Annotated in this window: 20 protein-coding genes; 11 read left to right on the top strand and 9 right to left on the bottom strand. The window is 73.0% G+C overall.

Going from position 1 to position 22,778, the window contains the following annotated elements; translation table 11 throughout:
* Positions 1–17 precede the first annotated feature (17 nt).
* Positions 18–3,269 carry a VWA domain-containing protein gene (locus WME89_RS03540; protein ID WP_438007854.1) on the top strand — a complete coding sequence of 1,084 codons (3,252 nt, stop codon included), beginning with the start codon at positions 18–20 and terminating at the stop codon, positions 3,267–3,269.
* 189 nt (positions 3,270–3,458) lie between these two features.
* On the opposite strand, the gene WME89_RS03535 is transcribed toward WME89_RS03540, so the two are convergent.
* Together WME89_RS03535 and WME89_RS03530 are read right to left on the bottom strand one after the other, a co-directional pair.
* Entirely contained in the window at positions 3,459–4,628 is a 1,170-nt protein-coding gene (locus WME89_RS03535; protein ID WP_438007853.1) for a vWA domain-containing protein, read from the bottom strand.
* A gap of 368 nt (positions 4,629–4,996) precedes the next feature.
* On the bottom strand, positions 4,997–6,406 hold the full coding sequence (locus tag WME89_RS03530) for a styrene monooxygenase/indole monooxygenase family protein (protein WP_438007852.1): 1,410 nt from the start codon (positions 6,404–6,406) through the stop codon (positions 4,997–4,999).
* 622 nt (positions 6,407–7,028) lie between these two features.
* Between WME89_RS03530 and WME89_RS03525 the strand changes: the two genes are divergently transcribed.
* Genes WME89_RS03525 through pyrE form a run of 4 tightly spaced genes read left to right on the top strand, consistent with a single transcriptional unit; the run spans position 7,029 to position 9,118 of the window.
* Positions 7,029–7,454 (top strand): bactofilin family protein, encoded by a 426-nt coding sequence (locus WME89_RS03525; protein ID WP_437307611.1) that lies wholly within the window; start codon positions 7,029–7,031, stop codon positions 7,452–7,454.
* A 54-nt stretch (positions 7,455–7,508) separates the two neighbouring features.
* Entirely contained in the window at positions 7,509–7,823 is a 315-nt protein-coding gene (locus tag WME89_RS03520) for a bactofilin family protein (protein ID WP_061611987.1), read from the top strand.
* Between the two features lie 3 nt (positions 7,824–7,826).
* Entirely contained in the window at positions 7,827–8,543 is a 717-nt protein-coding gene (locus WME89_RS03515) for a bactofilin family protein (protein ID WP_438007851.1), read from the top strand.
* Complete coding sequence (pyrE, locus tag WME89_RS03510) at positions 8,540–9,118, top strand: orotate phosphoribosyltransferase (protein ID WP_438007850.1); 579 nt, start codon at positions 8,540–8,542, stop codon at positions 9,116–9,118. The genes WME89_RS03515 and pyrE overlap by 4 nt, the downstream gene beginning before the upstream one ends.
* Before the next feature lie 105 nt (positions 9,119–9,223).
* Here the strand turns inward: pyrE and glyQ are convergent, their stop codons facing one another.
* Positions 9,224–10,168, bottom strand: a complete 945-nt coding sequence (glyQ, locus tag WME89_RS03505; protein ID WP_437623530.1) for a glycine--tRNA ligase subunit alpha — start codon at positions 10,166–10,168, stop codon at positions 9,224–9,226.
* 271 nt (positions 10,169–10,439) lie between these two features.
* Here glyQ and WME89_RS03500 point away from each other — a divergent pair, with 271 nt between their 5' ends.
* Both WME89_RS03500 and WME89_RS03495 read left to right on the top strand, forming a co-directional pair.
* Complete coding sequence (locus WME89_RS03500) at positions 10,440–11,015, top strand: MarR family winged helix-turn-helix transcriptional regulator (protein ID WP_438007849.1); 576 nt, start codon at positions 10,440–10,442, stop codon at positions 11,013–11,015.
* 1 nt (position 11,016) lies between these two features.
* Positions 11,017–12,909, top strand: a complete 1,893-nt coding sequence (locus tag WME89_RS03495; protein ID WP_438007848.1) for a chloride channel protein — start codon at positions 11,017–11,019, stop codon at positions 12,907–12,909.
* A gap of 33 nt (positions 12,910–12,942) precedes the next feature.
* On the opposite strand, the gene WME89_RS03490 is transcribed toward WME89_RS03495, so the two are convergent.
* Together WME89_RS03490 and WME89_RS03485 are read right to left on the bottom strand one after the other, a co-directional pair.
* A complete protein-coding gene (locus WME89_RS03490; protein ID WP_437654155.1) occupies positions 12,943–14,157 on the bottom strand; it encodes a pyridoxal-phosphate-dependent aminotransferase family protein in 1,215 nt (404 codons plus the stop codon).
* 523 nt (positions 14,158–14,680) lie between these two features.
* Positions 14,681–14,938 (bottom strand): GlsB/YeaQ/YmgE family stress response membrane protein, encoded by a 258-nt coding sequence (locus WME89_RS03485; RefSeq protein ID WP_436624917.1) that lies wholly within the window; start codon positions 14,936–14,938, stop codon positions 14,681–14,683.
* A 408-nt stretch (positions 14,939–15,346) separates the two neighbouring features.
* Between WME89_RS03485 and WME89_RS03480 the strand changes: the two genes are divergently transcribed.
* A complete protein-coding gene (locus WME89_RS03480) occupies positions 15,347–15,646 on the top strand; it encodes a CsbD family protein (RefSeq protein WP_438007847.1) in 300 nt (99 codons plus the stop codon).
* Positions 15,647–15,837: 191 nt separating this feature from the next.
* On the opposite strand, the gene WME89_RS03475 is transcribed toward WME89_RS03480, so the two are convergent.
* Together WME89_RS03475 and WME89_RS03470 are read right to left on the bottom strand one after the other, a co-directional pair.
* Complete coding sequence (locus WME89_RS03475) at positions 15,838–16,560, bottom strand: GNAT family N-acetyltransferase (protein ID WP_438007846.1); 723 nt, start codon at positions 16,558–16,560, stop codon at positions 15,838–15,840.
* 147 nt (positions 16,561–16,707) lie between these two features.
* On the bottom strand, positions 16,708–18,084 hold the full coding sequence (locus WME89_RS03470; RefSeq protein WP_438007845.1) for a sigma 54-interacting transcriptional regulator: 1,377 nt from the start codon (positions 18,082–18,084) through the stop codon (positions 16,708–16,710).
* 89 nt (positions 18,085–18,173) lie between these two features.
* On the opposite strand from WME89_RS03470, the gene WME89_RS03465 reads away from it, so the two are divergent.
* Positions 18,174–19,724, top strand: a complete 1,551-nt coding sequence (locus tag WME89_RS03465; protein WP_438007844.1) for a phytoene desaturase family protein — start codon at positions 18,174–18,176, stop codon at positions 19,722–19,724.
* 54 nt (positions 19,725–19,778) lie between these two features.
* On the opposite strand, the gene WME89_RS03460 is transcribed toward WME89_RS03465, so the two are convergent.
* Entirely contained in the window at positions 19,779–20,213 is a 435-nt protein-coding gene (locus tag WME89_RS03460; protein WP_438007843.1) for a VOC family protein, read from the bottom strand.
* Between the two features lie 104 nt (positions 20,214–20,317).
* Positions 20,318–20,947 (bottom strand): hypothetical protein, encoded by a 630-nt coding sequence (locus tag WME89_RS03455; RefSeq protein ID WP_438007842.1) that lies wholly within the window; start codon positions 20,945–20,947, stop codon positions 20,318–20,320.
* Positions 20,948–21,095: 148 nt separating this feature from the next.
* Here WME89_RS03455 and WME89_RS03450 point away from each other — a divergent pair, with 148 nt between their 5' ends.
* Both WME89_RS03450 and WME89_RS03445 read left to right on the top strand, forming a co-directional pair.
* Positions 21,096–22,481 carry a cystathionine beta-synthase gene (locus tag WME89_RS03450; RefSeq protein WP_437654173.1) on the top strand — a complete coding sequence of 462 codons (1,386 nt, stop codon included), beginning with the start codon at positions 21,096–21,098 and terminating at the stop codon, positions 22,479–22,481.
* A gap of 26 nt (positions 22,482–22,507) precedes the next feature.
* On the top strand, positions 22,508–22,777 hold the full coding sequence (locus tag WME89_RS03445; protein WP_436624909.1) for an acyl carrier protein: 270 nt from the start codon (positions 22,508–22,510) through the stop codon (positions 22,775–22,777).
* Position 22,778: the final 1 nt, after the last annotated feature.

Here is a 22,778-nt window from a genome sequence, read left to right as displayed (position 1 = left end):
CGGCGGCCGCGCTGCGCTTGCTGCCTCATGCCGCCACGCTGGCCGGCGCGCTCGCCTTCCTCGCTCTGCTGCGCCTCGCCCTGCGGCGCGGCGCGCTCGGCCGCCCGATCCTGCTCGCCTGGATGGTCGCGGGCGCGCTGCCGGCGCTCCACGTGGGCCTGGTCTGGTGCGGCCTGCTCCCGGAGACCCACCTCCGGCTCGCGCGCCCCTGGGGCGCCCTGCTCGCGCTGGGCGCGACCTCGTTCGTCGCGCTGCGGTACCTCGCGCTCGCGCTCGCCTCGCCGCACGCCCGCAGGCAGGGAGCGTGGCGCGCGCGGCTCGGCGACCTCCTCGCGCCGTTCGCCGCGTTCGCCGCGGCCATGGCCGTGGCCGGGCCGGAGCTCGGCCGGCCACTCGACCGGCTCACCGTCCTGGTCGCCATCGATCGCAGCCGCTCGATCGACCTCGTGCCGAACGCCGACAAGCGCGTCGCGCACGAGCTCTCCGTCGCCGAGCTCGGCATGCGCGAGGACGACCGGATCGCCACGATCGCCTTCGCCGCCGGCGCGGCGACCGAGGATCCGCCGCGCCCGCGATCGCAGCTGCCCGCGCCGCAGCGGGTCGCGCTCGGCCGCGACGGGACGGACCTCGCCGCGGGCATCCGGCGCGCGCTCGCCGAGGTGCCGCCGGACTCCGCCGCGCGCGTCGTGCTCCTCAGCGACGGCGTCGCGACCCGCGGCGACGCGATGGCCGCGGCCGCGGCCGCCCTCGCCGCCGGCCTCCCCGTCGACGTGATCCCGCTGGAGCAGCGGGCCGTCCCCGACATCCGCGTCGTCGCCCTGCGCGCGCCCGCGCGGGCCGACGAGGGCGAGGCGCTCGATCTGCGGCTCGTCACCGCGTCGCCGTCCCCGGCCGAGGTCGAGATCCGCCTCCGCCGCGACGGCGAGCTCATCGCGCGCACCGAGGCCTCGATCGCCGCGGGGGAGGACGTGCTGCGCATCCGCGAGAAGGCGCCCGGGCCGGGGCTGCACCGCTACGACGTCGAGATCACCGCGAAGGATCCGCGGCTCGACGAGGCCGCCGAGGACAACGCGGCGAGCGCGTTCCTGCGCGTCCGCGGCGCCGCCGCCGCGCTCGTGCTCGAGGGCGACGCGGGGCAGGGCGCCTTCGTCGCGCGGGCGCTCGAGGGCGGCGCGTTCCGGGTGGCCGAGGGCGGCGTCGACCGCGTCCCCGCCGATCTCGGGCAGCTCGCCGGCTACGACGTGGTGGTGCTCAGCGACATCCGCGCGGACGCCCTCTCCCCGGGCCAGATCGACGCGCTCGCGAGCTACGTCCGCGACCTCGGCGGCGGCCTCATCTTGATGGGCGGCGACCGGAGCATGGGGCCGGGCGGCTACGCGCGGACGTCGCTCGAGGAGGTCTCGCCCGTCTCGTTCGACCTGAAGCAGGAGCGCCGGCGGGCGAGCCTGGCCGAGGTGATCGGCATCGACATCTCCGGCTCGATGGCGGCGAGCGCCGGCGCCCACACCAAGCTCGAGCTCGCCAACGAGGCCGCGGCCCGGTCGGCGTCGCTGCTCGGACCGGGCGACCGGGTCGGCGTCGCGCACGTCGACACGGCGGTGCGGTGGAGCGTGCCGCTCGGGCCCGTCGTGGACAAGGCCGCGATCGAGAAGGCGATCCGCGCCGTGGGCCCGGGCGGCGGCGGCATCTACGTCGACATCACGCTCGAGGCGGCCTACCGGGCGCTCGACCGTGAGGCCGTGAACCTGAAGCACGTGCTGCTCTTCGCCGACGGCTCGGACGCCGAGAACATGGGCCCTTGCCGCGCGATGGTGGAGGAGGCGGTGCGCCGCGGGATCACGACGAGCGTCGTGGCGCTCGGCCAGGGGAGCGACGTGCCGGAGCTCGAGATGCTGTCGCGCCTCGGGAACGGCCGCTTCTACCTCGTCGAGGACGCCGCGCGGCTGCCCGCCGTGTTCACGCAGGAGACCATCCTCGCGGCGAGGAGCGCGATCGTGGAGGAGCCGTTCCACGTCGCGCTGGGCGCGCCGTCGTCGATCACGGCCGGCGTGCCGTTCGGCGAGGCGCCGCCGCTCGCGGGCTACGTGGTGACGATCCCGAAGGGCCGGGCGACGGTGCTGCTGTCCGGGCCGGAGGGCGATCCGGTGCTCGCCGTGTGGTCGGCGGGGCTCGGCCGGGCGGCGGCTTTCACGAGCGATCTGAAGGGCCGCTGGGGGGCGGCGTGGACGCGCTGGCCCGGCGCGTCGCGGATGATCGCGCAGGCCGCGCGCGACGTGACGCGCAAGGCCGAGGACCCGCGGGTGCGCCTCGAGGCGGACGCGTCGGGCGGCGAGCTGTCGGTGCGGGCGAGCGTCGTGGGCGACGACGGGCGGGCGCAGTCGTTCCGCCGGCTGGTGGTGCACGTCGCGGGGCCGGACGGCTTCTCGCGCGAGCTGCCGCTCGAGGCGACGGGCGCGGGGGCTTACACGGCGACGCTGCCGCTGTCGCGGCCGGGGACCTACGTCGCGGTGGCCCGCGACGAGCTCACGGGGGAGGCCGTCGGGACCACGGGCGCGGCGATGACGGCCGGCGAGGAGCTGCGCCCGACGGGCAGCGATCTGGCGCTGCTCGGGCGGATCGCGGAGTTCACCGGGGGAAAGCGGCGCGACACGCTCGCGGGCATCTTCGAGGACCGGGCGTCGAGGCGCTTCGCTTACCGGGACGCGACGCCGCAGCTCGTGCTGTTCGCCGCGCTCGCGCTGCTCTTCGCCGTGGCCGCGCGGCGGCTCGCGCTGCCGGAAGCGGTGGGGGCGTGGGCCGCGCGGGCCGGGGAGCGGCTGCGGGCGAGGCGGTGGACGGGCGCGGCGGAGCCGGCCGGCGCGGGCGCGACGGTGGGGGCGCTGCTGTCGGCGAGAGAGCGGGGGCGCGAGCGGCGCGAGGGCGCGCAGGAGAGGCCAGCAGGGGGGCTCGGGGATGGGGGCGGCGAGCGCGGCGGGCGCGGCGAGCGCGGCGAGCACGGCGAGCACGGCGAGCGCGGCCCAGCGTGGGCGGCGCCTCCCGGGAGGCCGGCGCAGTCGGCGTGGACGCCGCCGCCCCAGGGGGCGGCGCAGCCGGCGTGGACGGCGGAGCAGGTGGCCGCGCGACAGGATCAGCGCGGCCCGGCCGGGGCGCCGGCGGCGGGGCGAAGCGCGCCAGGGACAGCGGCGCCCGCAGCACCCGAGCCCGCGCGCCAGGAGCGGCCGCTCACCGCCGCGGAGAAGATCCTGGCGCGGCGCCGCGGGCGCATGTGACATGGCCTGTCGGCCATCGCGACGCAGACGATCAACGCTCTCGACGGTGCGCGGGGAGAGGCGGTGTCCGCCGGGAGCCGTCGATCAGCGCCGCCTCGCCCGAGCTCATCCCCGGTTCATGAGAGATGAACCAGAAGCACAGAGGACACAGAGGAGAGAGTCAAAGAAGCTCTGTGTCCTCTGGTCCGATCAAAGCGGGACCTGGATCACGTCATCGCAGGTGAACTCGACGGCGAGCGCCGCCGCGGCGTCGGCTTGCACCGTGGCGCACGTGCTGGCGCAGAGCTCGATCGACGTCGGGTTCGCGGGGTCATCGTAGCGCCATGCGCCCTCGGCCGCGCATTCCTGATCATACATGAGGGTCGTCGGCGCGTTGCCCCCGCCGCTCGTGTACGTCACGTTGACCTTCTGCTTGTCGAACGTCCTCCCATCGGGCGCGGCCGGGATCCCGATGGTGCACGAGATCGCGGTCCCGCGGATCTGGTCGATGGCCGCCTTGAACGTGGCTGCGGTCTGCGCCGGGTCGCCGGTGTCGATGAGGAACGCGTCTCCCGTTCCGCCCGCCTCCGCGATCTCCTGCAGGTTTTCGACGCTCTCCGGAGCGCCTTCCACCGGCGGATTCGCGACGCCGACCACGTAGGTGAAGATGTTGTTCTCGCGCGCCGCCTGGACGCGCCGCACGACGGCCTCGATCGTGTCCGCCCCGTCGTCGCACAGCTGCGGGTAACCGTCGGTCACGAGCACAACCGCGTATTTCCCGGGGTTCTGCTGCCGCGCCTCCTCGATGAAATCGACCGTGCCTTCCACAACGAACGCCGTCGGCGTGCCGAGGCGCCAGTTGTCATCGTCGCGGGGCGTGACGTCGTCGATCGCCTCGCCGAACGCCGGAGAGGGCAGCGGCGTCATCTCGACATCCGGGTTCGTGTAAGCGCGGGCCGAGCACATCCGCCGCCGGTCGGGGCCGGGGAAGAACGTGAGCGACGCCATGAGCCCGGCGGACTCTGTATCCGAGAAGAACTGCTTCGTGGCGGCGACGACCGGATCCCACTTGAGCGTCTTGTCGTGCCAGGGCTGGTCGCCCGCTCCCATGCTGCCCGACACGTCGAACGCAAAGGCAAGATATACCTGCTGAAGCCCCGCTTCGGACTGCTGGGTGGCGCACGCCTGCCCTGCGCCCGTCGAGCCAACGGTGCTGTTGCCGCCCGCGCCGGAGGAACCGCCCGGGCCAGCGCCGGTGCCCGCACCTATATCGCCGGAGCCCGTCGAGCCGGTCGGCGAGCTGCCGCTGCTCTGCGAGCTGCCACCGCTCTCGCCGCTGTCCGAGGCCCCTCCGCACGCAGCGCCGACCAAAGCCACCATTGACAAAGCAATGGTCATCGTAAGCAATCTCATGGTCTAACTCCTCTTAAGCCCGTGCCAGCGCCTTCGCCGGCGCGATAGCAACCAGAATCGAGGAGGCCTCCGGAGACGGCACCTGCCGGACCACCCTTGCTGAAACTCCGGGACCAGTGTGGAGTATAACCGAGAAAGCTACCCTTTGGGTGACATACGCATGAAAAAGAGACCGCGTCGGTCGCGACGATCACAGCGCAAGACATCCTCGCGCACGCAACGCGCCTGTGCGCTCGTGTACCCGAGGGGCTCACACGGAGGCGTCGTGGGAGCTCTGCACGCGTAGGACGGGATAGTTCTGGCGACGTTGCTCGCTGACCGAGCGGTAGTGAGCGCTAGGCGAGCGCTCCGCCCACGTGCGCCGCGTGCGCCGGCGCGCCCGGGTGCCCCGGCGAGAACCCGAGGCGCTGCCGCACCTGCGCGAGGCCGACGCCAACGCCCCCCGCGGCGAGCGCGAGCGGCCAGGGTTTCCCGGTCTTCTGTCCGATGAACGCGCGCACCCGCCCCACGTCCTCGAGCACCGAGGTCAGCTGAGCCGGGTCGGTGAAGTTGTTCACGAACGCGTTCGCGAGCGCCTGTTGCCTGCTCGTGTTGTCTGCCCGCCCATCGCTGCCGTATTGCGCGAAGAGGAGGTGAGCCATCCCGGGCGTGACACCCTCCAGGAGGAGGTTGTTGAACCTGTCCGTGGGCCTGCCGTGGCGAGCATAGAAGCGCTCGAAGGTGCGCGTCATCCATCCGGCGTCGAAGGGGCGCTCGCCGTGCTCCACGATGCATTCGACCAGGTTGCGCGCCATCTTGCTCCCGTTGTTGGCGCCCTGGCCGCCGACCGGGTCGAGCGACATCGCCGTGTCGCCCAGCGGCGTCACGAGCCGGCCGGAGGGCAGCCGTCCGACGGGCTTGCGCACCGCCGGGACGACGCGGCCGTTCTGCCACCCGTGTCTGTCCGACAGCTCGGCGGTCCTGAACCATTCATGATCCCACGGGATGAACTCCCTCACCAGATCCTTGGCTATCGCGAGGATCTCCTCTCCCGTCTTCGCGTTGGCACCCTGGAACCGGTCCAGCGGCCCTCCGGGCACCGCCTCGACCAGACAGTTCCAGCTCGGCCCCACGTCCTTGTGGTAGTACGGCACCCAGAACGCCTCCCCGAGGCCCGCGAACAGGTTGAACTTGACCGGGAGCAGCGGGATGCCGTCGAACTCGAGCTTCGGGCCCGTCACGCACATCATCACGGTGTTGCGCTGCGCCTCGGTGTAGGCGGTGCGCGCCGCGTCGCGCTCGAACAGGCTGCACAGATCGCCCCGCCCCGCGGCGACGACGGTGAGATCGTTCTCCGCCGCGATCTGGTCGAGCCGCTCGACCGAGACGGGCTCGATCGCGATCTTGCCCCCACGCGCCTCGAGCTCGAGCATCCACCGGTGGCTCTGGAGCCGGAGATCGATCGCCACGAACGGCCGTTCCAGGCGGCCTGCCAGCGTCAGGAGGCGGTTGCCCGGGGCGGCGCACGCTGTCAGGTGAGCGCCCTGGCCCTTCGGCGCGGCGTCCTCCCAGAAGGCGAGGCCGAGCTCGCGCTCGAACTCGAGCGCCATGTCGAACCTGGCGGCGGTGCCGGTCGGCTTCGATCCGTTCAGCCACTGCTCTGGCGTGCGATCCGAGTAGAGCGTCACGTCATACCCGGCCTTCACCAGGGCATGCGCCGCGAGCAGGCCAGCCTGTCCAGACCCCACGATAGCTATCTTGCGCACAAGGTTACCCCCGGGTTGCGTTGGTCTGCGATCGCCTCACGGACGATGCGCGCGCTGAGCCGTCCGAGTCGGTTCGCCCTCAGGGACGCTGGGGGCGTCGCGAACAAGAAAAGCCCAGTCAAGACCCACCGTATCACCTGAGCCATGAGCTCAGGAAGCCTCCTCTCGAGGAGGCGCGCGCCTCGACGACATCCGGCGTTCCATCGCTACAACGCGACGTCCCGCACCTCGCGCGCCCCCCGCGGCCGTCTCGATCACCCCCCCCACTCAGAAAGGAGCCCGCTCGGGGTGGAGCGCGCGCGGGGGGCCGAGGGGGAGGGCCCCACGAACCCGAGCGCCGGCCCGCACCGCGGCGTGTCGCTCATGGACTCGCCATCATCCGCACAGCCGGCAACAGCCGCCAGAAGGCGCGAGTTCGTGGGAGGGCCCCCCTCGGCCCCCCGCGCGCGCCCCACCCCGAGCGGGCTCCCCCTCCCCCGCCGGTTGCGAGGCGCAGCGCCTTGGAGTAGCGTCCGCGCCGCCGCGGGGCCAGGCGATGTAGCTCGCCCAGCTCCAGCGGACGAGCCGGGCCTCTGGTGCGCGCCCCGGCTCGCGCGGCTCCCACCGCGCACTGGAGACGAGAATGGCCCGAGGCTCGACAACCACGCGCAGCGAATCGGACGCTGCCGAATCGCTCATCGGCCGGGGCGCCCGCATCCGCGGGCGGGTCCACGGCGACGGCTCGCTCCGGGTCGAGGGGAGCGTCGAGGGGGACATCCAGCTGACCGGCGACCTCGAGATCGAGGACGGAGCGTCGGTCACCGGGGACGTCGAGGCGAGCTCGCTCGTCGTCGCCGGACAGCTCACGGGAGACGTGACGTCGCGCGGCCCCGTCACGATCCGGGCGACCGCGCAGTACGCCGGAAACGTGGGGGGCAGCGAGGTGATCCTCGAGGAAGGCGCGGCGTTCGCCGGGCGCATCGAGGCGGAGTTCGACCTCCCGGCCGAGCTCTCGGAGCGGACCGGCGGGCGCGGTCAGGGCTCCCGGCGTGAACCGGCGGGGCGGTAACGCGCGTTGACGGACGATGAAGCGCGCCGCGACGGCGCGACGAGGAGCACGAACGTGGCGGGTACGATCATCGGAAACGGGCTCACGATCGAGGGCGAGATCACCTCCGACGAGGAGGTCATCGTCGCCGGGACGGTGCGCGGGAGGCTCACGGTCGAGGGGCCTCTGACCATCGACGCAGGGGCGCTGGTCGAGGCGGACATCGGGGCGGCGTCGCTCCAGGTGGGCGGCAACGTGACCGGCAACGTCACGGCGGCCGACCGCGTGGACCTCCTCGCGGGCGGTCGACTCGTCGGCGACGTGAAGGCGTCGCGCCTGACCATCGCGGACGGAGCCTCGTTCAAGGGCAACGTCGACATGGACGTGTAGCCGATGGCCGCCCAGTCCACGATCGGGCCGACGACGGCCATCCGCGGCAACGTGCAGGGCGACGGGGATCTCGAGATCCTCGGCCGCGTCGAGGGGAGCGTCGTCGTGAACGGCGACGTGACCATCGGCGAGGGCGCGCTCATCCAGAGCGACGTGCGCGGGCGGCGCGTGATCGTCCGCGGCGCGGTCGCCGGGAACGTCTCCGGCGAGGAGGCCGTGATCCTCGAGCCGGGCGCGCGCGTCGTCGGCGACCTCGGCGCGCCGCAGATCGGCATCCAGGCGGGCGCGCTGGTGCGCGGCAACGTCACCACCGGCGCGCCGCTCGCCGCCGCGCCCGCTCCGGCGCGCGCCGCCGCGGCTGCAGCTGCGCCTGCGCCGCGCGCCGCGGCCGCGCCGGCTCCGGCGCGACCGGCGCGGGCGCCGGCGGAGCACCGCGCGCCGGCCCCGCCCGCGCGGCCCGCCCCGCGCGCCGCGCCTGCGGCCGCGCGCCCTGCGCCGGCCGCGCGCCCCGCCCCGGTCGAGGCGAGGCCCGCGCCGGCCCCCGAGCCGCGCCTCGCGGCGGCGCACGATGATGAAGACGCCGATCTGTCGGGCTCGGCGGCTGGCGAGGGCGACGAGCCCGAGGCGGCCGAGGGCGCCGGCGGGCCGCCGCCGCCCGTCGTCCCCGCGCTCCGGAAGGGGGCCGCGAAGGCCTCGCTCCGCAAGCGGGGCGGGCGGTGAGCGCCACCGGCGCCTCGGAGCGCGAGCGGCTCGTCGCGCTGCTGCGCGAGCGGTCGTTCGAGCAGAAGCGCGTCGTCCTCGCGTCTGGCCGCGAGAGCGACTTCTTCATCGACTGCAAGCAGTCGGTGCTGACCGCCGAGGGGCACGCCCTCGTCGGCTCGCTGATGTTCGAGGCGCTCGCCGCGCTCCCCCGGTGCGAGGCCGTCGCCGGCGTCGAGCTCGGCGGCTGCCCCCTCGCGAGCGCCGTGTCGCTCACGAGCTTCCTGCGCGGCCGCCCCCTCCCCGCGCTCTACGTGCGCAAGGAGGTCAAGGACCACGGCTCGCGCCGCCTCGTCGAGGGCGATCGCGGGCTCGTGCCCGGGATGCCCGTCGCGATCCTCGAGGACGTGATCACGACCGGCGGCTCGACGCTGAAGGCGGTCGAGAAGCTGGCCGCCGCGGGCGCCTCGGTGGTCGGCGTGATCGCCCTCGTCGACCGCCTCGAGGGCGGCGCGGACGCGATCCGCGCGGCGGGGCTGCCGCTCGTCTCGATCTGCACGCGCCGCGACTTCCTCCCGGACAGCCCGGCCGGCTGAGGCGGCGCGCCGCCTCAGCCGCCGCTCGCGGCGCCGCTGCTCCCCCGCCAGCGGCTCGCCTCGCCGGCGGCCCCCGCTTGCGCCGCCGGCCTCGCCTGCGCCTCCCTACTCCGCCGCCTTGGCCTGCTCGCCGAGGAGCGGGAACCCGAGCGCCTCGCGCTGCGCGAGGTACGTCTCGGCGACCGCCCGCGCGAGCGCGCGCACGCGGCCGATGAAGCGCTGCCGCTCGGTCACGCTGATCGCGCCGCGCGCGTCGAGGACGTTGAACCGGTGCGCCGCCTTGACCACGAAATCGTAGGCCGGCAGCACGAGCGCCTTCCTCGGATCGATCGTCGCCCCCTTCGCCGCCGGGTCCGCGCCCCGGTAGAGGAGCCGCTTCACCTCGGCCTCGCACACGTCGAACGCCGCGAAGTGCTCGGGGATGTCGGCCTCCTCGAAGTTGTAGGTCGACCACTCCCACTCCGCGCGCTGGTAGAGCTCCCCGTAGCGCACGACCTTCCCGCCTCTGTCGGAGTAGACGACGTCGTAGATGCTGTCCTTCTCCTGCAGGTACATCGCGATCCGCTCGAGCCCATACGTGAGCTCGCCGGACACGGGGCGGCAGTCGATCCCGCCGATCTGCTGGAAGTAGGTGAACTGCGAGATCTCGAGCCCGTCGATCCACACCTGCCAGCCGAGCCCCCACGCCCCGAGGGTCGGCGACTCCCAGTCGTCCTCGAGGAACCGGACGTCGTGCTCGAGCGGGTTCGTGCCGATCGCGCGCAGCGACTCCAGGTAGAGGTCCTGGATGTCGATCGGGCTCGGCTTGAGGATCACCTGGAACTGGTGAAACTGCTGCATGCGGTTCGGGTTCTCGCCGTAACGACCGTCCGCGGGCCGCCGGGAAGGCTCGACGAAGGCCACATTCCAGGGCTCGGGGCCGAGCGCGCGCAGGAACGTCGCCGGGTTGAAGGTGCCGGCGCCGACCTCCGAGTTGTACGGCTGCACGACGAGACAGCCGCGATCGGCCCAGAACTTCTGCAATGTGAGGATGAGGTCTTGGAAGGTCATGGGAGGGCCGGTTCTTAGCCTGGATCGCCCGCGCAGGCGACGCCCCGCGCGGGGTCGCCCGCACGGTCCGCCCGACAGGCAGTCCACGCGCGCCCCCCGCCCCGCGCGCCGCCGCGCCGCGCGCGCGGCATCAGCGAACCGGCCGCTCTCCCCATCCCCCCTCTCCCCTCCCCCCCGTCGAGGACGGCCCGCCCCGAACGCGCTGACCTGGCGCGGGCCCGCTGCCCGCTTGCACATGGCGGGCGAGCGGCGTAGGTTCCCGCGCAATTATATGGGAGCCCATGCATCTTCCACGACGCGCACGACGCGCGCGCGCCGGAAGACCGCCGCGCGGCAGGCGCCCGGCGGGCCGGACGCGCAGCGGGTCATGGATGCGATCCGCTCCATCGTGCAGCGCCTGCGGGTCTCCTCGCGCGCGTGCGAGCGGCAGCTCGGCCTGAGCAGCGCGCAGCTGTTCGTGCTGCAGCAGCTCGATCAGGCGGCGGCCGCGTCGATCGCCGAGCTCGCGCAGCGCACGCTCACGCACCAGAGCTCGGTGTCGGTCGTGGTGACGCGCCTCTCGGAGCGCGGGCTCGTCGCCCGGCGCGCCTCGGCCGAGGACGCGCGCCGGACCGAGATCTCGCTCACCCCTGCCGGCCGCGCGCTGCTCCGCCGCGCGCCCCGCACCGCGCAGGCCGACCTCATCGCCGCCGTCGACCGCCTGCCGGCCGACGAGCGCCGCGGGCTCGCGCAGAGCCTCACGACCCTCGCCCGGGCGCTCGGCGCCGGGGACGAGGCTCCGCCCCTGTTCTTCGAAGGTGACGAAGCCCGCCCCGGCGCCGGGGCGGAAGATTGCGAGGAGAGCTGACATGTCGAGCGTGAACCCCCCACATTCCACGAGCGCCGGGAGCATCCCGGTCGCCCCCTCGATGAGCCCGACCCTCGAGGATCTACGGGTGCCCGCCCCGAAGGCGGCCGTCGACCGGCGGGTCGTCCTCGTGAGCGGCCTGGCGATGGCGGTCGCCGGCGCCGCGTTCCTCGCGGCGGAGCTGCTCACCACGCTCATCGCCGTCATCACGAACCTCGCGTTCTTCGGCCGGCTCTCCGCCGCGCCCGCGTCGCCCGCCGAGCACCACCTCGGCGCGCTCGTGCTCGTCGTGCCGATCGCCGGGGCGCTCGTCGTCGGCGTGATGGCGCGCTACGGCTCCCAGGCGATCCGCGGGCACGGGATCCCGGAGGCGATGGAGCAGGTGCTCTTCAACCAGAGCCGCATCCCGCCGCGGATGACGCTGCTCAAGCCGCTCTCCGCCGCGATCGCGATCGGCACCGGCGGGCCGTTCGGCGCGGAGGGGCCCATCATCGCGACCGGCGGCGCGCTCGGCTCGCTGCTCGGGCAGCTGCTCCGGATCACCGCGGACGAGCGCAAGACGCTGCTCGCCGCGGGCGCGGCGGCGGGCATGTCGGCGACCTTCGGGAGCCCGGTGGCGGCCGTGCTGCTCGCGATCGAGCTCCTGCTCTTCGAGTACCGGCCGCGCTCGGTGATCCCCGTCGCCCTCGCCGCCGCGACCGCGACCGCGGCGCGCCTCGCGGCGGGCCACACCGCGCCGGCGTTCGAGATGCCGGCCGTGGCGCCCTCCACCGGCCCCGCGCTCGCCTTCTACATCGCCCTCGGCGCGGTGCTCGGCGTCGCGGCGATGGGCGCGACCCGCGCGATCTACGCGATCGAGGAGGCGTTCGAGCGGCTGCCGCTCCACTGGATGTGGTGGCCGGCGATCGGCGCCGTCGCGATCGGCGTGGTCGGCTACTTCGCGCCGCGCACGCTGGGCGTCGGGTACGACAACATCGACGACATCCTGAGCGGCCGCCTGGCGCTCGCCGCGCTCGTGTCGCTCTCGCTGATGAAGTTCATCTCCTGGTCGATCGCGCTCGGCAGCGGCACCTCGGGCGGCACGCTCGCGCCGCTCTTCACCATCGGCGGCGGGCTCGGCGCCATGCTGGGCCTCGGCGCCAGCGCGCTCTTTCCCTGGCTCAACGCGGACGCGCGCGTCGCCGCGCTCGTCGGGATGGCGGCGATCTTCGCGGGCGCCTCCCGGGCGCTCCTCGCCTCGGTCGTCTTCGCCTTCGAGACGACCCGGCAGCCGATGGGGCTCCTGCCGCTGCTCGGCGGCTGCAGCGCGGCGTTCCTCGTCTCGAGCCTGCTGATGCGGCACTCCATCATGACGGAGAAGCTCGCCCGCCGCGGCGCGCGCGTGATGGCGGAGTACGCGGCCGACCACCTGGCGCAGCTCACCGTGCGCGAGGCCGCCTCCCGCCCCGCCGTGACGCTCTCCGCCGACGACACTGTCGCGGCGGCCCGCGCGTTCCTGCTGTCGCAGGCGGCGGGCGCGCGCCACCAGGGCTTCCCGGTCGTGGACAGCGCAGGGGAGCTCGTCGGCGTGGTCACCGCGCGCGACGTGCTCACCCAGCAGGCCGGCGATCTCTCGATCCGTCACCTCATCCGGCAGCCGCTCGCCGTGGCGTTCGAGGACAGCTCCCTCCGCGAGGCCGCCGATCACATGGTCACCGAGGGGGTGGGCAGGCTCCCGGTCGTGTCCAGGGACGCGCCCCGCAAGGTGCTCGGGATGCTGACGCGCAGCGACCTGCTCGACGCGCACCGGAGCCGGCTCGATGCCGGCCATCGCCGCGAGCAGGCGCTCGCCCGGCGGGGCGGCGCGCCGCCCCCGCGCCGGCGAGGCGCGGTGGAGGGGGAGCTCTCGTCCTGAGCGCCGTCCCCCCGGGGGGGGTCAGCCGACGGGTCAGTCGACGAAGTACTCGCGGTCGCCGGCGAGCCCCTGCTCGAGCGCGGCCATGCCCTTGGAGACGTCGAGCTTCACGCCCTCGCGCTGGAAGCTCATCCCCATGGCATAGAGCGTCTTGAACAGGTTGTGCGAGCGGCACTGCTCGCCCATCTGGCCGACGCGCACGATGTTGAGGCCGAAGGCGCCCGAGATCTCGACGCGGAAGGCCTTGGTCATGTACTCGCGGATGCGGGCGCTGTCGACGCCGCCCGGCAGCTTGATCGCGAGCACGCTGTTGAGGCGCACGTCCTTCGACGCGAACAGCTCGAGCCCCATCGCCTCGAGGCCCGCCTGCATGGCGAGGGAGCTCATCTCGTGGCGGCGGAACCGCCGCTCGAGCGTCTCCTCGCAGACGAGGCGCAGCGCCTCGTGCAGCGCGAGCACGCCGGGCACGGGCGCCGTGTAGTGGTACTGCTGGTAGCCCCAGAACCGCTGCGCGCGCGTGGCGTCGTAGCACCAGTGCGGGCGCGGCGACGGGCGCTCCTCGACCACCTTCCACGCGTCCTGCGAGAACGCGCACGCCGAGACGCCCGGGATCGACGAGAGCGCCTTCTGCCCGCCGACGATGCCTACGTCGATGCCCCACTCGTCCATGTGCACCGGCATGGCCGTGAGCGTGACCACCGCGTCGACGATCGTGAGCGCGCCGTGCGCCTTCGCGAGCTTGCAGATCTCCGGCAGCTCCACCATGCGGACGCCGCACGACGTCTCGCCGTGCGCCATCGTGATCACGTCGTAGCGCTGCTTCTTCAGCGCCTCGCGCACTTCGGCGAGCGTGACGGGGCGGCCGGGCGGCCCTTCGAGGAAGGTCACGTCGGCGCCGACGCCGAGCGCCATCTCGCCGAGGCGCCCGCTGAACGTCCCCACCTTCAGGCAAAGGACCTTGCGACCGGGCCAGCACAGGTTCGCCACGGCCATCTCCATCGCCGCGGACGCGGGCCCGGCGATGCCGAGGATCTTGTCGCTGCGCGTCTGGAACGCGTAGGCCGCCATGTACTTCACGTTCTGGATGACGCGGTCCATGGTGGGGCCGAGGTGGTTGATGATCACCCCGTTCGCCTGCGCCACCGCCTGCGGGATGGGCACCGGGCCGGCGCCCATGAGGAGCAGCGGCTCGGAAGGCAGGATCGCGGCGAGGGGCGTGATCGGCGGGGGCAGGATGGAAAACGACATGGCCAGGACCTTGGGCGAGAGCGCGGAGCGCGCTAGCAAGCCCAATGCATCCTGCGGCGTCAAGTTCTACCCGGCAAGCGGCGCGATGTCGGCGGCGTCTGGCCGCCGCGGGTGGCCCGCCGGGAGCGAGCCGACCGCCTCCTTGGCCCGATCTATCCAGGTGCCGGTTCGAGCAGACGGCCAGAGGAGATCCTGATCGTCGCACTACCCTTGGGGGGGTGAGTCATGCGACGAGCAGGGCCTCCTCCGGCCTGCTCCTGAGGAGGCCCTGTCCGTCGCACGACCCTGGGGGGGTGAGTCATGCGACGGAGAGGGCCCCCTCTGGCCTACCGTGAAGAGCGGAGAGAGCGTTGCGTCAGCTGAGCCGGAGCTCACGGACAGCAAGGCCTTCTCCACCCGTCGCGCGGTCGACCCGAGGTGATCCCCGATGTCACGGGGCGCGGCAGCGGAGCCGGAGCTCCTCCATGTCGCGCCCTGCGACAGCATCGGGCGTAGCGCCTCACGAAAGGGTCAGTCGACCCGTTCATACCACCGAGCGGCGCCGCGTGATGGCATGGTAACCCGCGGTGAGCAGGATGGCGCCAATCAGGGACATGAAGAACCCGGCCGGCTCGCCCTCGCGGTACATGAAGAGCATGCGGCCGAGCAGCCCACCGACGAACGAGCCGACGACGCCGATGATCATCGAGACGACCCACCCGCCAGGCTCACGCCCCGGAACGATGAGACGCGCAAGAGCACCGACGACGAGACCAAACAGGAGAAAGAGGATGAACGACATGATGAACCTCCCAGGAAGGAGCGAAGTGCTCCTTGTTGCTATGCGGACCCTTTCAGCAAGCGCCGGGCCATGCCGCTGAGTCCTGTTCCTCCACAGGCGCCCGGCCGGGCAGGGCGCCGTGGACAGAGCGCGGGGGTTCCGTTTCACCGCAGAATCCGGCCGCAGCCCGCAATGCTGCCCGGATGGTCGGGACGGTCCGCGCGCCCGGCTGGGAGCGCTTGTGGCCCCCAGCGTGGCGGATTGCCTCAAACGAGCTGAAACGTAGAGCGCAGGCGGGGTAGCCTGCCTCAATCCCCTCGCCCTTCTGCAGAACGAGGGGGCGCGCGGTCGTGGCGCAGCGGTTGCTACATGAAGGGCATGGCGCGCCGCAGAAGTCCTCTGCGAATGTCCCGTCATGAGGAGAGCACGATGAGCAACGAAAGCGACCGTAAGGAAGGGGCTGCCGACGAGCTGGGCGGCAAGCTGAAGAAGGGCCTCGGCAAGCTGATCGGCGACGAGCAACTGGAAGCGGAGGGCCGCGCCAAGGAGGTCAGAGGAAAGGTCCAGCAAGAGGACGCCAAGGCGGATGAGCGCGCCAAGGGCGCGCTGGAGGAGGCCGCCGGCGCCATCAAGAACCGGGTCGGGAAGCTGGTCGACAACGAGCAGATGGCCGCCGAGGGGAAGGCCAAGGAGCTCAAGGGCGAGAACCGGCAGAAGGCCAATCAGTAGATCCGCCCCGGGAGCGCCCCGGGGGGCCCCCGGGAGCGCCCGGAACGGGCGCTGCCCTCGGGCAGCACGCTGCAACGGCGCGCGGATCGAGGACAGCGCCCGCCCGGTCCTGCACCGGGCTCAGCGGCGCATTCACGGGAGATGATGGGCTCTCCCGCACAGGTACAAAGAGCTGTGTGCGCCGCCCCGCGCTACTTCGCCGGTTCGGCGGACGGGCGAGGTGGCTCGACGTCTTGCACCTCGGCGGCCGGCCCGCGCTGGAGCTGCTCCCGCAAAAGCGGCATCGCGCCGTACCCGGCGCCGATGAGGCGCTCGTCGAGCCTGGCCAGGCCGCAGCGGAACTCATACGCCCTGAGGTGTGCCTCGTTGTGAAAGTACCTGAGATTCACGCCGGGGCCGACGGCGGCGTCGATCTCCATGGCGACGATGCGGAATCCCGCCTTCAGCTTGGCGATGAGCACCGCGTTGTTGCTCGGGGCGTGCTCGCTGACCACGTAGTCGAAGCCGAGCTCACGCGTGTAGGCGAGGAGCCGCTGGACGATCTCCGCATAAAGGCCGCGCCGGCGGTACGCTGGGTGAACGATCGAGTGCCACATGCGGTAAGTCTCGTTGTCCTTCTGGTGGCCGGAGAACATGGCCACGATCGCCTCGCCGTCGCGCGCTACCCAGAAGTCCGCGAGGCGATCGGCCCCCTCCGACGCCGCCAGCCGGGCGCGGGCGCGCTCGCCCTCCCCGCCCGACAGGGCCCGGAGGTCGAAGAAGACCTCGGCAGGGAAATGGCGGCGCAGCTCGACCTCGTGCAGCGCCCAGTACTCCGCTGCGCTGGCCAGCCGCTCGACCGGGTAGCGGCCGGCGAGCGGCTCGCCAAGGTGCTTCTGGCGAATCGGGGTGACCCAGTCCCAGGCGTCGCTCATGCCGAGACCCTACCATGGCGGATCGTTCCCCCCCGACATCCCGCCGGCGCGGGGCGGCTCCGCTCTGGCGCCTCCGCGGCGCCCGGCGCCGCAGCGCGGTCCTACCGCGGCGCGGTCAGGCTGCCCCGCGGTCGCGCGCTCACGCCGTCATACTTCGGCCGCCGAGACGCGGTGCCGCTGGAGGAGCTCGCGCAGGTGGCTCCGGTCCATCCGCGCCGCGCGGGCTGCGCGCGAGAGGTTGCCGCCGTTGGCGCGCACGAGCGCCGTCAGGTACGCCCGCTCCCAGCGCGCCACGGCGCGCTCCTTCGCCTCGCGGAACGACAGGCTGAGATCGTCCTCCCGGAGCCCCTCGAGCGCCGGGGAGCTGCCCTCCTTCCCGTCCCTGCCCTCCGAGCCCATCACGGCCTCGCGGAAGAGCGCCGGATCGATCATCAGCACCGCCCGCTCCACCGCGCCGCGGAGCTCGCGGACGTTGCCGGGCCAGTCCTGGCGCATGAAGGTCTCGAGGAGCTCGCCCGGCGGGCTCTGGTCCTGCCCCTGCGCGAACTGCCGGTAGAAGTGCGCGGTGAGCAGCGCGATGTCATCCGGGCGCTCGCGCAGCGCCGGGACGCGGAGCCGGACGATGTTCAGCCGGTAGTAGAGGTCCGACCGGAAATTGCCGCGGTTCACCTCCTGGCGGAGATCGCGGTTGGTCGTCGCGATGACGCGGATGTCGAGCTTGGTCGGCTCGACCGTGCCGATGCGCCGGATCTGCCGCTCCTCGAGCACGCGCAGGAGCTTCGGCTGCATGTCGAGCGGGAGCTCGCCCATCTCGTCGAGCAGCACCGTGCCGCCCCGCGCCGCCTCGAAGGCGCCGACGCGCGCCGCCTGCGCGCCCGTGAACGCCCCCTTCGCGTGGCCGAAGAGCTCGGCCTCGATGAGCGTGGGCGGGATCGAGCCGCAGTCGATCACGACGAACGGCCCGCCCGCGCGCGGGCTGCTCTCGTGGATCGCCTCGGCGAGCAGGCCCTTGCCCGTGCCCGTCTCGCCCTCGATCAGCACCGTCGAGTCCGACGCGGCGATCCGCGGCAGCGCCGCGAAGATCCGGCGCATCGCGGCGCTCTGCCCGAGCACCCGGCCGTACCGCTCCTCGTCGCCGAGCGGCTCGCGGATCTCCTCGGCCAGCGGCTCGAAGCGGAGCGTCGACTGCCCGACCCCGAGCACGGCGCCCGGCTGCAGGTAGGCCGCCTCGACGCGGAAGCCGGAGAGGGTCGTGCCGTTCTTGCTGCCCAGATCGCGCAGCAGGAAGCCCCGCGGGGTGACGGAGATGACGCAGTGATGCCGCGACACAGCGCGATCGGTCAGGATGAGCTGGTTGCCGGGCGCCGTGCCGAGCACGAACTCGGTCGCGTCCGAGACCTGGGACGACCCGGCGTCGGGGCCGGCCGTCACCTGCACCCGGAAGCGATTGAATGCGATCTCTTTGGAGCGGACCTTGAGGAGCGCCGTCTCGGTGCTCGCATGAACTTTCGGCTCGGAGCCCATCCCGCCATCGTACCACGACGGTGCTGCGCATGGCCGGGGCCGGCCGGCGATCTTCCCCCGGACGCGCCGGCGCCCGACAGGGTGTGGCCATGAGCCCGGCCACCCCAGGCGCGCGGCGCGACACCGGCGCCGACGCGGACGCGGACGCCGACGTCCTCGTGATCGGCGCCGGCTTCGGCGGCCTCGGCGCGGCGCTCTCGCTCGCGGAGCGGGGGGCGAAGGTCATCCTGTGCGAGGCGCTCCGGTACCCCGGCGGCTGCGCCAGCACCTTCGAGCGCGGCGGCTACCGCTTCGAGTCGGGGGCCACGCTGTTCTCCGGGCTCGCCCCGGAGCAGCTGTTCGGTCGATGGATCGCGCGCCACGGCCTCGACGTCGCGGTCGACTGGATCGACCCGCTGGTCGAGCTGCGGACCCCCTCGCTCCGCCTCTCGGTCGGGCGCGACCGCGAGGCGCTCGTGGGCGCCCTCGCGGGCTTGCCCGGCGCCCCGGCGCGCGGGATCCGCGCCTTCTTCGCGTACCAGGCGCGGATCGCGGACACCCTCTGGGCGCTCTTCGACGACCCCGCCCTGCTGCCGCCGCTCGGCGCGGCCGCGCTCCTGCGGCACGCGGCGAGCACGCCCCGCTACGCCGCGCTGCTGCCGGTGCTCGGCCGGCCGCTCGAGCGCGTGCTCGCGCGGTTCGGCGTGGCGGAGTTCGCCCCGCTCCGGCAATACCTCGATGGGCTCTGCCAGATCACCGTCCAGTGCGGGGTCGCCGAGGCCGAGGCGCCCTTCGCGATGGCGTCGATGGACTACTACTTCCGCGGCACGGGCCACGTGCGCGGCGGCATCGGCGCGCTCGCGTGGGCGCTCGCCCGGGCGGTCGAGCGGCTCGGCGGCGAGGTGCGGATGGCGAGCCGGGTGCGCTCGCTCGCGGCGGGCCCGGGCGGCTTCCGCGCCGCGACGCGCTCGGGCGAGATCCGCGCGCGCCAGGTCATCGCGAACCTGCTCCCGCAGGACCTCGGCGCGTTGCTCGGCGCCGCGCCGGGCGCCCTGCCGCGGCTCGACCGGCTCGCCCGCGACGTCGAGGGCGGCTGGGGCGCGGCGATGCTCTACCTCGTGGCGCGCGCGCCCGAGGGCGCCTCGCCCGCGGCGCACCACCTGGAGCTGGTGCAGGACCCGCGCGCGCCGTTCATCGAGGGCAACCACCTGTTCGTGTCGGTGAGCGGCGCCGCGGACGAGGGCCGCGCGCCGCCGGGGCACCGGACGCTGACCGTGTCGACGCACGTGCCGCTCGCGAAGCAGCGCGCGCTCCCGCCCGGGCAGCAGGGCGACTACATCGGCGGCGTCCAGGCGCGCATGCGCGAGGGGCTCGCGGCGCTCGCGCCCGAGTGGAGCGCGAACGTCGTGCACGCGCTGACGGCGTCGCCGCGGACGTTCGCGCGCTTCACCGGGCGCGCGGGCGGCGCGGTGGGCGGCGTGCCGCGGCGCGCGGGGCTCGGGCACTACCTGTCTGTGTGGCCGCGCCCGGTGCAAGACGGGCTCTGGATGGTGGGCGACTCGGTCTTTCCGGGGCAGAGCACGCTGGCCACGGCGATCGGCGGCGTTCGCACCGCGGAGAGCGTCGCGCGGCGGCTCGGGCTCGCGCGGGGCGGGGGCTGAGCGGCGCCCGGGCGCGCGGGAGCGCCGGAGGGTGCGCCGCGATCTCCTCGGCGGCTATCCCGGCGAGCCCAGCAGTCCGGCGTCCCGCTCCTCGGCGCCTGGCCCGAGCGGCTGGCCATACGAGAACTCGACATAGTTGCCGTCCGGGTCCCTGAGCGCGCAGAAATAGCTGACCGGATAGGGCAGCTCCTTGGGAGGCCAGACGAGATGTGCCTGGCCTCGACTCGCCACCTCATCGACGGCGGCGCGGCTCTCGAGCGCGAACCCGAAGTGGCTCATGTCCTCGGGGGCCTGCGGCGCGCGCCGGCCGCCCTCGATGATCACGAGGACGAACGTCCGCTCCTTTCCCTCCTCGGCGAGCCAGGCGACCCGCGTGCCGGCGTCGTTGCGCTCGTGGACCACCTTGAGCCCGCAGAACTCGCGATAGAACGCGATCGTCGCGTCGATGTCGCCGACGTGGAGCGCGACGTGGGTCATCATGGGCTTCATTGTAAAGTCTCCTTCTTTGTTCTCCCGGTAGACTGGCATACAGGCGGGCTCGGCAGCAACAGCCGCCCCCGACCGCTCGCGCCAAGGCCCTTTCCTGCGCGGGACTATGCGGGATCGAGCGCCTTGCTCGCCGCGTACCTGCGCGCGGAGGACCGGATCGTCGCGATCTGCGCCGCGTCGAAGGAGACGGGCGCTCCGGTGCGCGAGTAGCTCATCACGTTGTCGTCCGTGCCGCTGTGCCCGAGCCCGAAGAAATGCCCGAGCTCGTGCGCCAGCACGGTGGGCGGCGCGTGCGCCGCGACGATGACGAAGCGGCGCTCCGGCGTCGCCCGGTGGCGCCAGTGCACGCCCATCCGGAAGCGCCGCGGGTCGTCGACGTCCCGCAGCGACGCGACGATCATCACGTTGATCCGGCGCGCCTCGAGCGCCGAGGCGAGGGCGTCGCGGTCCGCGCGCGTCTCGATCCGCGAGAACCGGGGGGAGAGCGCGCGCGAGGCGGCCTTGCGCAGCGCCACGCCGGCGGGCTCGAACAGCCGGACCGCCTCGGCGATCTGCGCGTCGACCCAGGCCTCGTCGCGCACGGGCTCCCCCGCGTCGCCCTCCGCCACGGCGATCGACAGGGGAAACGCGCGGACGGGCGCGGCCGCGGGCCCCGCGGCGCGGGCCAGCCGCGAGGCGAGCGAGCCGGCGGAGAGCAGACCGGCCGCGGCGAGCAAGACACGACGGGAGACCATGGATAAGGCCGTATACCATGCGCCGCCCGACCCGCGCGAAGGCGCCGGTGAGACGACATGAACCGAGGCGCGAGGCGATGTAACGCGGCCCGCCGGGCCCGCTTGCTCCCCTTGTCGCTGCGGCGCGCGGCGGCTAAGACGTCGCTCCATGATGCGAGGCGCGCTCAGCGACATCACGAGAGCCGTCGGCAACACGCCGATCGTCAAGCTGAACCGGGTCACGGAGGGGCTCGAGAGCGAACTCTACGTGAAGTGCGAGTACCTGAACCCGGGCGGCAGCCACAAGGATCGGGTCGCGCTGAACATGATCCGCGACGCGGAGGCGCACGGGCTCAAGCCGGGCGGGACGATCGTGGAGGCGACCAGCGGCAACACCGGCGCCGCCCTCGCCATGGTCGCCGCCATCCGGGGATACAAGTGCGTCTTCGTCATGCCAGACAAGATGTCGCAGGAGAAGATCGCGACCCTGCGCGCCTATGGCGCCCGCGTCGTGGTCTGTCCGACAGCCGTCGAGCCCGACGACCCGCGCAGCTATTACCAGGTCGCGAAGCGCATCGCCGACGAGACGCCGAACTGCTTCTACGCGAACCAGTACCACAACGCGTCGAACCCCGAGGCCCACGTCGGCTCCACCGGCCCCGAGATCTGGCAGCAGTGCGGTGACGAGCTCGACGTCTTCGTCGCCGGCATGGGGACGGGCGGCACCATCAGCGGCACAGGCAAGTTCCTCAAGCAGAGGAAGCCGGAGATCAAGATGGTGGGCGTCGACCCGGTGGGCTCGCTCTATTACGATTACGTCAAGACCCAGCGGATCACGAAGCCTTTTGCCTACAAGGTCGAGGGGATCGGCGAGGACTTCTTCCCGAGCACGATGAACCTCAAGATCATCGACGAGATCATCCGGGTCGACGACAGGGAGTGCTTCCTCATGACGCGCGACCTCGTGCGGCTCGAGGGCCTCTTCGTGGGCGGCTCCGCGGGCGCGGCGGTCGCCGGCGCGATCAAGTATGCGCGCCAGAGCGGGAAGAAGGAGAACATCCTCGTCCTCTTGCCCGACGGAGCGTCCAAGTACATCTCGAAGATCTTCAATGACGACTGGATGCGGGAGAACGGCTTCCTCGAGGAGGAAAAGAGCCTCGGGACGGTGCGCGACCTGCTCGCCGGCAAGCCGAGCGGGGCGGTGGTCATCGCCGACGCGAACGCCCGGGTGCGCGAGGTCATCGACATGATGAAGTCGCACGGCTTCAGCCAGCTCCCGGTCACCGAGGACGGCAAGCTGCGCGGGCTGGTCCACGAGGTCGACCTGCTGCGGCACCTCGTGGAGGGGAGCGGCACGCTCGACTCGAGCGTCAGCGGCCTGGTCGAGAGCGACTACGCGACCGTGACGCCCGCGACGAAGGTCGAGCTCCTGAAGGGCGTCCTGGGCGACGCGCGGATCGCCCTCGTCGTCGACGAGGAGAAGGTGCTCGGCGTCGTGTCGAAGATCGACCTCATCGATTACCTCGCTCGCAAGGCGACGCCGGCGGCCAGCTAGCGTCTGGACAGGAAAGGATCATCGCGGTGACTGTCGATATCGATACGGTGCGGCGCGCGCTGCACGACCATATCGTGAAGGAGATCTTGCTCCGCAAGGCGCCGCTCGCCCCGGACGAGGATCTCTTCGCGGGCGGGTCCGGGTTCGACTCCATGTCGCTGACGCGGGTGCTCGTGTTCATCGAGCAGCGCTTCGGCGTGCAGATCCCGGACGAGGAGGTGGACCTCGACGAGGTGTCGACGGTCGACAGGATGGCGCGCTTCGTCGCCGGCCGCATCGCGGCCGCGCAGGGCTAGC

It is taken from the genome of Sorangium sp. So ce321 (assembly GCF_051530195.1).
In the GTDB taxonomy this organism is placed as follows: Bacteria; Myxococcota_A; Polyangia; order Polyangiales; family Polyangiaceae; genus Sorangium.
This window is presented reverse-complemented; position numbering and strand designations above follow the sequence as displayed.